Below are 8,625 nucleotides of genomic sequence, written 5' to 3'. Positions count from 1 at the left end.
AAGTGTCTTTATTTATAGCTGTTAATCTGTGCACTTTTAAGCAGCTAAACTCTGCACTTCTATTATGCTATAAACACTATACATCAAGTAGTAAATTATAAAAAAGCAGATTTCATTATTACCACGGATAATAATGAGATAGATATTGAAAATGTTTATAATCTTCTTTCAAAATCTTATTGGGCTAATTCTCGCAAAAAAGATTCATAACTCATAAATACCCTATAGATTAGATTGTTTATATAATTAATCTATAGGGTACATTTTATCTTACATTGTTTTACTATTAAATAAGAAATATAAATATCTGATATGGTATCCTTTATTCACAATTTGTAATATGCAAGGTATAAGCACCGCGTTCTCTAGTGATATTTGCCACATACTTTGTCCCATTTAGTATAAAAGTCACCGGATTCATAGTACTTAAAAATGATATTTCTTTTTTATTATTAATTGCCCAATTCTGAATAGTATCCACAATAGTCTTTCCAGAGGGAATTATAGTGCAATCCTGCAAATCAATTACCCAGGATTTCGATGTTATAAAATACTTTTTAAGCTTCTTAATAATCTCCATAAATCTCATATCCCCTTAATTGATATTATTATTGATCTCAGAAACTACGTTATGAAATTCAAGTGTGTATGTCAAGGTTCCAAACATTGAGTAGTATTGTTCTAATTTCACAATATAAAGTACATTATTCATTTTAATCTTAGCTGGAATACCATGCTCTATGATTTCCAAGGAAAGATGGTTCTTTTTACAATAAGTTTCGATTTCTTCTATAAATATATCTTCTGTTTGAGGTCTCTCTTGCAAATCTTCAACTAATGTTCGATTGTAGTATGACAGATTGTAATTTAATTCTTTAGCAATGCTCTTCATATATATACAATTAAGGAACCATATAAGCAGCAGTGTAGCAATATTTGCCAAAACAATATACCGGATAACCTGAGGAATAAAAAAAGCACCGGCCATAAAAATTGCACTGAACATAGATATCCAGTAGACTACGGCAACACCTGTAAAAAGGTGGAAGCCTTCTTTTCTAATAGTGCTCCGATATAGCATCCACCTAATGAACATACCGAGCAGGCAATAAGCAAGGATGATTGGAATAAGGAAAGTGCCAACAATTTGTAGGTGCTGCATATCTTTATTGATTAGCAGCTCAATAATTGCACTTAGAAATAATATTAGCCCTAGGGAAAGCCCCTTTATTGAAATTTCTCTTATATCCTCCTTTGTCATAAATTTACACCTCCAATACTTGCTCTGAGAAGGCGGAGATATTTTCTGGAAATATACGTCTCCTCACCATTATAAAATGTTGCTTTCATAAGTCCATTTGCCAATGGACTGTAGTACTCCACCTGTTTTAGGTTCATTATGACAGACTTAGAGACACGAACAAATTGTTTTGGAAGCATCTCTTCAAGTTCATATAGCCGTTTCTTGGCTTCGTAGATCTTGCTTCCGGTATGAACAAATAAGAGTTCCTGTATAGTCTCAAAGTATAAAATGTGCTCGCAAGAAATAGAATATCTTTGTTCTCCTAGAAAGCAAGGAATAGCCATTGTTTGATAGTTGCCTTTTTCAATTATCTCCTTCAATTTTATAATTCCAGGATGGTTTTCATAAACATTCAATACAGCACATTCCTCTTCTGGAGAATTTACATACTGTAATTTTACTTTCATTGCATCATCCTCCTTTACTATATAATACATGTTTTTCCATATGAATTCTACAGACCGAAGGTTAGTGGTCTGAAATCAATGGTAAGTGGCAAATCCTATTATAGTATTGGTTTATAATTAATATATAAATTTGCACTAGATATAATAAGGGGTTATAAGAATATGATAAGAATAATGTTTGTTTGCCATGGGAATATTTGCCGAAGCCCTATGGCTGAGTTTGTATTTCGCCATATGGTGGAAGAAAAAAGTATATCGGACAAGTTTTATATAGCTTCATCTGCCACAAGTAGAGAAGAAATTGGAAACTCTGTACACAAAGGTACAAAAAATAAGTTAAGTGAAGTAGGAATTTCTTGTAAGGGAAAAACTGCAGTTCAACTTACCAAGAAAGATTATGACATGTATGATTATATTATTTGCATGGAAAGTTACAATATCAAAAATGTTTTACGGATTGTTGGTGACGATAACGAAGGAAAGATTTATAGATTGCTTGATTTCTCAACTAGTACTAGAGATATTGCTGACCCTTGGTATACAGGAGATTTTGAAGAAACCTATAAGGACATTACAGAGGGGTGCACATCATTGCTGAATTATATATTGAGAAATGATGTATTATAACGTTAAGATAAATTCAAAGTGCCATCAGTGTAGTTAACTATATTGATGGTATTTTGAATTTGTTAATAGAGGTACCCTAATTATATTATCAATGCAGTTATAATTGCTAAGCAAAAGCAATAGAATAATACCCCTCACCTTGACGGGTGAGTTTTTTATCTAGGAATATGTAATATTATGGGTTATAATCTATATATAGGCTAAATAAATAATAATTATAAACAATAATGCAGTAGCTAATTAGAGGTGGGTGGGTCAGACTGGAACATAATAATATTAAAATAATAGAATTTAATTCTACATATGCTGAGGACACAGTGAAAATGTGGAGAGAGAGTATGGAGGGGGCTATAGTGATAAAGCCATTACATACTTTTAATGAAGGCATATATTTTTTAAATAATGTATTAAGCAAGGATAATATAATTTATATTGCTTTAGATGAAAGCAAAGATAAAGTAATAGGTATGCTTGCCTTTAATGAAAATGAAATAAATCAGCTGTATATACACGTTAATTATCAAAGAAAAGGAATAGGCAAAAAATTTCTTGATATTGCAAAAGGTAATTCCGCAGGAAGATTGACATTATATACTTTTGAGGTAAATCAGAAAGCTCAACGATTTTACGAAAAAAATGGCTTTAAGATAATTGGCAGAGGATATGAGAATGAGGAAAATATGGATGATATTAAGTATGAATGGGTAAGAAGTGGTTTGTTAACCTAGGTGGTAGAAACTTTATCATAACCCACAGAGGAGATTCTACATTAAAGTTTCTTCGGCATTATGGAATGTTGAACTATTTTACAGAAGTAATTACTAAGAAGTATGGGTTTAAACGAAAGCCAGATCCAGAAGCATTTCTTTACTTAATTGAAAAGTATAATATTAATAATAATACTGCATTAGCAATAGGAGATAGAGAATTTGAAATATTAGGAGGAAAGGCTGCGGGAATTAAGGTATGTCTATATAATACAAATAATGTTAGCTTTACTGAAACGCCAGATTTTTATATAGAATCACTAAAGAAATTGATTGATATAATAAATTAAAACTCATTTCAATTGTTATTCTGGGGTATCGAAATAGAATGCCAATGGAGCTTCAACTGAAACAAGAAGGGAAGAGAAGAAATGACCACATTATTATTGATTATTATTTATATAGCTTTTATTAGCTTAGGCCTTCCAGATTCCATGCTAGGAGCCGCATGGCCAACTATAAGAACGAATTTATCTCTGCCAATAGCTGGAGCGGGCTTAATCTCCATGATTATATCTGGAGGAACTATCATTTCAAGTATAATGAGTGGTAAACTAATTCGAAAACTGGGGACGGGTAAGCTAACTCTCATAAGTGTTTTTATGACTGCAATGGCTTTGCTCGGATTTTCTTTCAGTAAAAATTATCTATGGCTGTGTATAATGGCAATACCATTGGGTCTAGGAGCAGGAGCAGTTGATGCTGGATTAAATAATTTTGTGGCTCTGCATTTTTCAGCAAGACATATGAGCTGGCTGCACTGTTTTTGGGGAATTGGTGCAACAGCTGGTCCAATAATTATGTCGGCCGCTATTACCTTAAAGGGTTCATGGCAAAAGGGATATTTAACTGTTGCAGTGATACAGATCTGTTTGGTTCTAATTTTATTTATTTCCTTACCACTTTGGAGAGCATTTCATGATAATGGACAGGAAAATACAATAGAAGAAGATACAAAACAAAATTTATTTAAATTACCTGGAATAGGACCTGCACTCCTTGGTTTCTTCTGTTATTGTGCATTAGAGAGCACTGCTGGTCTATGGGGTGCAAGCTACTTGGTACAGAACAAAGGTGTTGCAGCTAGTGTTGCAGCTGGCTGGATATCAATGTATTACCTGGGCATCACTATAGGAAGATTGATAAATGGATTTATAACAGCTAAATTCAGTAACCCTGATTTAATTCGAGGTGGTCAAGCTATCATAGGTATAGGGGCTGCTTTATTACTGATTTTCAGTCAAAGCTATGTTAACCTTTTGGGATTAATTCTTATAGGAATGGGATGTGCTCCTATTTATCCTTCTATGCTGCATGAAACGCCAGAGCGCTTCGGTAAAAATAACTCCAGTAAACTCATGGGTGTGCAAATGGCATTTGCTTATATTGGGACAACCATTGTTCCGCCAACTCTTGGTCTAATTTTTGGAAGAGTTGGAATACAGTTTTACCCAATATTTATTTTGGTGCTGCTGATTATTATGTTTGTAAGTAGTGAAAAAATAGATAAAATTGCTGCTTGTAGATCAGCTAATTAAGAGAGGTATATTTTGAGAATTAGGGATTTTATAAGTTTAAGCTGGTTTGGTATAAAAACCATTATATTTAAAATGAGAAAACCCATACTTGGCACAATAATACTTACAGATTATTGTAATTTGAGTTGTAAACATTGTGCGGTAAATAATATAAATAAAGTAATGTACCCTTATGAGGACATAGTTCAAGAAATAAAGTCATTTTACAATGAAGGTATAAGAATACTATTTTTTTGTGGTGGAGAAACCATGGTTTGGGAGGATGGCAGTAAAACTATTAAAGATTTAATTAATGAAGCAAAGAAAATTGGATTTTTAATTGTAAATATAGTAACCAATGGAACAATAGATTTAAATATTCCTGAAGCAGATGTTATTTTTTTAAGTATAGATGGAGCTCGTGATACTCACAATTTTATTAGAGGAAATACCTTTGATAAAATTATGGAAAATGTGGCTAAAGCAAATAACTCTAATATTTGTGTTTATATGGCTGTTAATAATGTAAACTTTGGTGATATAGAAGAGGTATGTAAAATAGTAAAAGAAAATCCAAACTTGAATTCGGTTTCTTTTAATTTTCATACGCCCTATAAGGGTACAGAAAATTTAGCTTTAAATAGAGAGCAGAAAATAATTTCTATAAATACAATTAAGACTATGATTAAGAAACAATATCCAGTATTCAATTTATATTCAGCCTTAGATTATTACTTGGCAAATGATTGGGACAGGCCTTGCTATCAATGTATTGTGTCTGAAAATAAGAAAAGGTATGTCTGCGGCAGATGTATAGAAATAGATGGGTTATGTGAAAATTGCGGATATCTTTTTGCAGTTGAATTTTCGCTTCTGTGTAAAGGGAAACCCAAAGTTATATTAGACATGATAAAAACCTACTTGAAGTATGTATAGGAGAATGAAATTATGGTAACCAGCATATTAAGAGTACTTCTTACAAGGTCATTGAAACCTTTAATGTTTACAGATAAAGCTAGCCATGAAATGGAATTCGATACAGAGGAAATAGGGATTTATGTACATATACCCTTTTGTAAAACCCTATGTTCTTTCTGCCCATACAATAGGATTAAATACGACGAAAGTATGATAAAGCCTTATAAGGAAGCATTAATAGATGAAATAAATATGGTTGGAAGACAATATAAGAACAAGAAAACTGTTACAAGTGTGTATTTTGGCGGTGGTACTCCAGCGCTTATGATTAATGAGCTTGGTGAAATTATAGCTGCACTAAAGGAGTATTTTAATATAAGAGGTAATATTGGTATAGAGTTACATCCAAGCAATATTACTAAGGATAGCTTACTTAAAATAAAGAATATTGGTTTTGATATGGTAAGCATTGGTATACAATCCTTTCAAGCAGAATGTCTTAATACCTTAGGCAGAAAATATATTGATGGTGCGGAAAAAGTAAGATTAGTTAAAGAAGCGGGATTTAATACCATAGACGTAGATTTGATTTTTGGTATAGCAAATCAAAGTGAAGAGGATTTAAGAAATGATTTTTTAAGAGCATTTCAATTAGGAGCTACACAAGTTTCAACATATCCATTTATCGATTTTTCCTATGCAAATAATGCAAGAAAACCTTTAGGAAAAGAAGAAAAAAGACAACTTTTAAGTGTACTTAAAAGGACTAGTGCTGAGATAGGCTGTGATAGAACCGCTGTATGGACTTTTGGCAAAAAAGACAAGACTAGGTATTCATCTATTACAAGAGACGCCTTTATTGGCTTTGGACCTAGTGCTACTTCCTTAACAAAGAAATTTCTAAAACTAAATACATTTGATGTAGAAGAATATATTAAGTGTATAAAAAGTGGTAAAATTCCTACTGCAATGACAATGGAATTTAGTGAGAGAAACCGAGCTCTTTATTGGATGTTTTGGAATGCCTATACTTTAGAATTTAATAATGACGAGTTTAAAAAGTTGTTTGGGTTCAATTTAGAAAAAATGTTTAAGATAGAATTAAGAATTGCTATAGTATTAGGCTTACTAAATAAAGTGAAAAATGGCTATCAGTTAACTGAAAGGGGAACTTATTATTATCATTTATTAGAACAGAAATATACAAATAGATATATAGATAAATCCTGGAGAATAGCAAGAGAAAATCCATGGCCAAAGGAAATAAGGCTCTATTAAGGAAGTTATATTATAATTATTTATGTTAACTTTAGAACTAAGAGTCTTTTGAAATTATTATGCAGCATGCAAATTTTAGATGAGAGGTCAAAATGAAAAAGAAAAGTATAGTAATAATTAGCCTAATAATAATATTATCATTTACTTTTTACTATGTATTTAAAGTAAACTATGATACCAGAGGCTATATTGGGGCTTTATTAAATAAAATCCAAGGTAAAACATTAAATAATAAATTTCAAGTGAAAATTAAATCAGGAGATTTATGTACAGACTATAATATTGATACAGCTCTTAAAGATATTGATAAATTAGGTCTTAATACTATAGATATCCCTGTTGTTATAAATATTGCAAGTCTAACTGCAAGTGATATGTCCATTGACAATTACAGTAAGGAACAGGCCATAAAGCTTATTAAAAAATTAAATGGTAAAAAAATAAATATTATACTGGATCCTTATCCGTGGATAGAAAATGGCAGCAAGTTTGAAACTGAATGGACTCCAAATAATTTATATGAATTTTTTTATAACTGGAAAACAAAAGTATTAAAACCTTTAATTGATGAAGTTGCTGTGCCCTATCATGTAGATGCACTTAACATAGGCACAAGCTTTACAAAAATAGAATCTGAGGAAGACCGTTTCTGTGACATGGTGGATTATGTAAGAAGCTATTACAAAGGACTGGTAACCTATAGAACAAGCTGGTGGAAAACAGCCATTTGGGATGATAGTTTCACTAGAGAATATGAGAAGAAATTAAATAATAAGCTGTTTTCAAAGTTAGACTTTATATCTATAGCAGCTTATTATGAGCTTACTGAAAATAATACAAATACAGTAGATAATTTAGTGAATGCCCTGCAAAGTTCAGAAATTTATAATAGAAAACAAAATGTAAAACAAGAGATTAAAAACTTTTATAGTAAGTGGAATAAGCCCATATTTTTCGGTGAATTAGGATTCCCGCCACTTGAAAAAGCATCTGTATCACCCTGGAATCCATTTCTACAAGAAGAATCAAATGGTAAGGAACAGGCTAATTGCTTTGAGGCTTATAGAAGGACTTTTGAAAATGAGCAATGGAATTTAGGGTTTTCAATATTTGCTATTGGCAATGAGGGACCTTCCAACCATTACTATCCAAGTGATGATAGCGGTAATGTTATTAAAGGATGGTATTCTAAATAGATAATTTAAACGTAGTATTGAGAGGTGTTGTAGTTTGAAAGTTTGTATTTTAATGGGAAGTCCAAGACTCAATGGTAATACTGCTGAACTTATTAAACCATTCATTGAGGAGCTAGAAATGAATGGTGTGGAAGTGAAATATATTACACTTGTTGATAAAAATATTTTCCCATGCCGCGGCTGCTATTCTTGTCAAAATGTGACTGGTGAGTATGGTTGTAAACATAATGATGATATGCAGGAAATTGTTTCACAAATAATTCAATCAGATTGTTTCATTTTAGCAACTCCTATTTACACATGGTATTGCCCGGCTGAAATGAAGGCAATGCTGGATCGTTTTTTTGGAATGAATAAGTTTTACGGGACAGGAAGCGGTTCCCTTTGGGTGGGTAAAAAATGTGCAATCATCGCAACACACGGATATGAGGCGCAATACGGAGCGGAGCCCTTTGAAACTGGAATAAAGCGTCTTTGTGAGCATTCAAATTTAAATTATATAGGAATGTATTCAGTAAGAGATGAGGATGACAAAGCTTCATTTCAAACAGCTGAAGCTGTTAACGGCGCTATAAAATTTGCTCATAAGCTCATGACATAATAGAATTCAAA

At 32.0% G+C, this 8,625-nt stretch carries 11 protein-coding genes; 8 read left to right on the top strand and 3 right to left on the bottom strand.

Going from position 1 to position 8,625, the window contains the following annotated elements:
• Positions 1 to 322 precede the first annotated feature (322 nt).
• Genes ACJDUG_RS14705 through ACJDUG_RS14695 form a run of 3 tightly spaced genes read right to left on the bottom strand, consistent with a single transcriptional unit; the run spans position 323 to position 1,710 of the window.
• Positions 323 to 580 (bottom strand): DUF4318 domain-containing protein, encoded by a 258-nt coding sequence (locus ACJDUG_RS14705; protein WP_406770629.1) that lies wholly within the window; start codon positions 578 to 580, stop codon positions 323 to 325.
• Positions 581 to 595: 15 nt separating this feature from the next.
• Positions 596 to 1,261, bottom strand: a complete 666-nt coding sequence (locus tag ACJDUG_RS14700; RefSeq protein WP_406770628.1) for a DUF4318 domain-containing protein — start codon at positions 1,259 to 1,261, stop codon at positions 596 to 598.
• Positions 1,258 to 1,710: a LytTR family DNA-binding domain-containing protein gene (locus ACJDUG_RS14695; protein WP_406770627.1), complete on the bottom strand. Its 453-nt coding sequence runs from the start codon at positions 1,708 to 1,710 to the stop codon at positions 1,258 to 1,260. The genes ACJDUG_RS14700 and ACJDUG_RS14695 overlap by 4 nt, the downstream gene beginning before the upstream one ends.
• A 162-nt stretch (positions 1,711 to 1,872) precedes the next feature.
• Here ACJDUG_RS14695 and ACJDUG_RS14690 point away from each other — a divergent pair, with 162 nt between their 5' ends.
• The 8 genes from ACJDUG_RS14690 to ACJDUG_RS14655 all read left to right on the top strand — a co-directional run bounded on the left by ACJDUG_RS14690 (position 1,873) and on the right by ACJDUG_RS14655 (position 8,614).
• Entirely contained in the window at positions 1,873 to 2,337 is a 465-nt protein-coding gene (locus tag ACJDUG_RS14690) for a low molecular weight protein-tyrosine-phosphatase (RefSeq protein WP_406770626.1), read from the top strand.
• A gap of 353 nt (positions 2,338 to 2,690) precedes the next feature.
• Positions 2,691 to 3,065: a GNAT family N-acetyltransferase gene (locus ACJDUG_RS14685; RefSeq protein ID WP_406770625.1), complete on the top strand. Its 375-nt coding sequence runs from the start codon at positions 2,691 to 2,693 to the stop codon at positions 3,063 to 3,065.
• A complete protein-coding gene (locus ACJDUG_RS14680; protein WP_406770624.1) occupies positions 3,038 to 3,394 on the top strand; it encodes an HAD-IA family hydrolase in 357 nt (118 codons plus the stop codon). Before ACJDUG_RS14685 ends, ACJDUG_RS14680 begins: the two co-directional genes overlap by 28 nt.
• A gap of 81 nt (positions 3,395 to 3,475) precedes the next feature.
• Entirely contained in the window at positions 3,476 to 4,642 is a 1,167-nt protein-coding gene (locus ACJDUG_RS14675; protein WP_406770623.1) for an MFS transporter, read from the top strand.
• Positions 4,643 to 4,714: 72 nt separating this feature from the next.
• Complete coding sequence (locus ACJDUG_RS14670) at positions 4,715 to 5,557, top strand: radical SAM protein (protein WP_406770622.1); 843 nt, start codon at positions 4,715 to 4,717, stop codon at positions 5,555 to 5,557.
• Between the two features lie 12 nt (positions 5,558 to 5,569).
• A complete protein-coding gene (locus tag ACJDUG_RS14665; protein ID WP_406770621.1) occupies positions 5,570 to 6,817 on the top strand; it encodes a coproporphyrinogen-III oxidase family protein in 1,248 nt (415 codons plus the stop codon).
• A gap of 92 nt (positions 6,818 to 6,909) precedes the next feature.
• Positions 6,910 to 8,013: a glycoside hydrolase family 113 gene (locus tag ACJDUG_RS14660; RefSeq protein WP_406770620.1), complete on the top strand. Its 1,104-nt coding sequence runs from the start codon at positions 6,910 to 6,912 to the stop codon at positions 8,011 to 8,013.
• Between the two features lie 34 nt (positions 8,014 to 8,047).
• Positions 8,048 to 8,614, top strand: coding sequence for a flavodoxin family protein (locus ACJDUG_RS14655; protein WP_406770619.1), 567 nt, complete (start codon positions 8,048 to 8,050; stop codon positions 8,612 to 8,614).
• The last annotated feature ends 11 nt before the right edge of the window (positions 8,615 to 8,625 follow it).

The organism is Candidatus Clostridium stratigraminis (genome assembly GCF_045310675.1).
Classification (GTDB): Bacteria; Bacillota; Clostridia; order Clostridiales; family Clostridiaceae; genus Clostridium_AT; species Clostridium_AT stratigraminis.
The sequence above is the reverse complement of the archived record's forward strand: the minus strand, read 5'-3'. Positions and strand labels throughout refer to the sequence as shown.

Bases quoted from the DNA above. Each gene is read 5' to 3' on its own strand.
- ACJDUG_RS14705 (WP_406770629.1), bottom strand. From the start codon at position 580: ATGGAGATTATTAAGAAGCTTAAAAAGTATTTTATAACATCGAAATCC.
- ACJDUG_RS14700 (WP_406770628.1), bottom strand. From the start codon at position 1,261: ATGACAAAGGAGGATATAAGAGAAATTTCAATAAAGGGGCTTTCCCTA.
- ACJDUG_RS14695 (WP_406770627.1), bottom strand. From the start codon at position 1,710: ATGAAAGTAAAATTACAGTATGTAAATTCTCCAGAAGAGGAATGTGCT.
- ACJDUG_RS14690 (WP_406770626.1), top strand. From the start codon at position 1,873: ATGATAAGAATAATGTTTGTTTGCCATGGGAATATTTGCCGAAGCCCT.
- ACJDUG_RS14680 (WP_406770624.1), top strand. From the start codon at position 3,038: ATGGGTAAGAAGTGGTTTGTTAACCTAGGTGGTAGAAACTTTATCATA.
- ACJDUG_RS14675 (WP_406770623.1), top strand. From the start codon at position 3,476: ATGACCACATTATTATTGATTATTATTTATATAGCTTTTATTAGCTTA.
- ACJDUG_RS14670 (WP_406770622.1), top strand. From the start codon at position 4,715: ATGAGAAAACCCATACTTGGCACAATAATACTTACAGATTATTGTAAT.
- ACJDUG_RS14665 (WP_406770621.1), top strand. From the start codon at position 5,570: ATGGTAACCAGCATATTAAGAGTACTTCTTACAAGGTCATTGAAACCT.
- ACJDUG_RS14660 (WP_406770620.1), top strand. From the start codon at position 6,910: ATGAAAAAGAAAAGTATAGTAATAATTAGCCTAATAATAATATTATCA.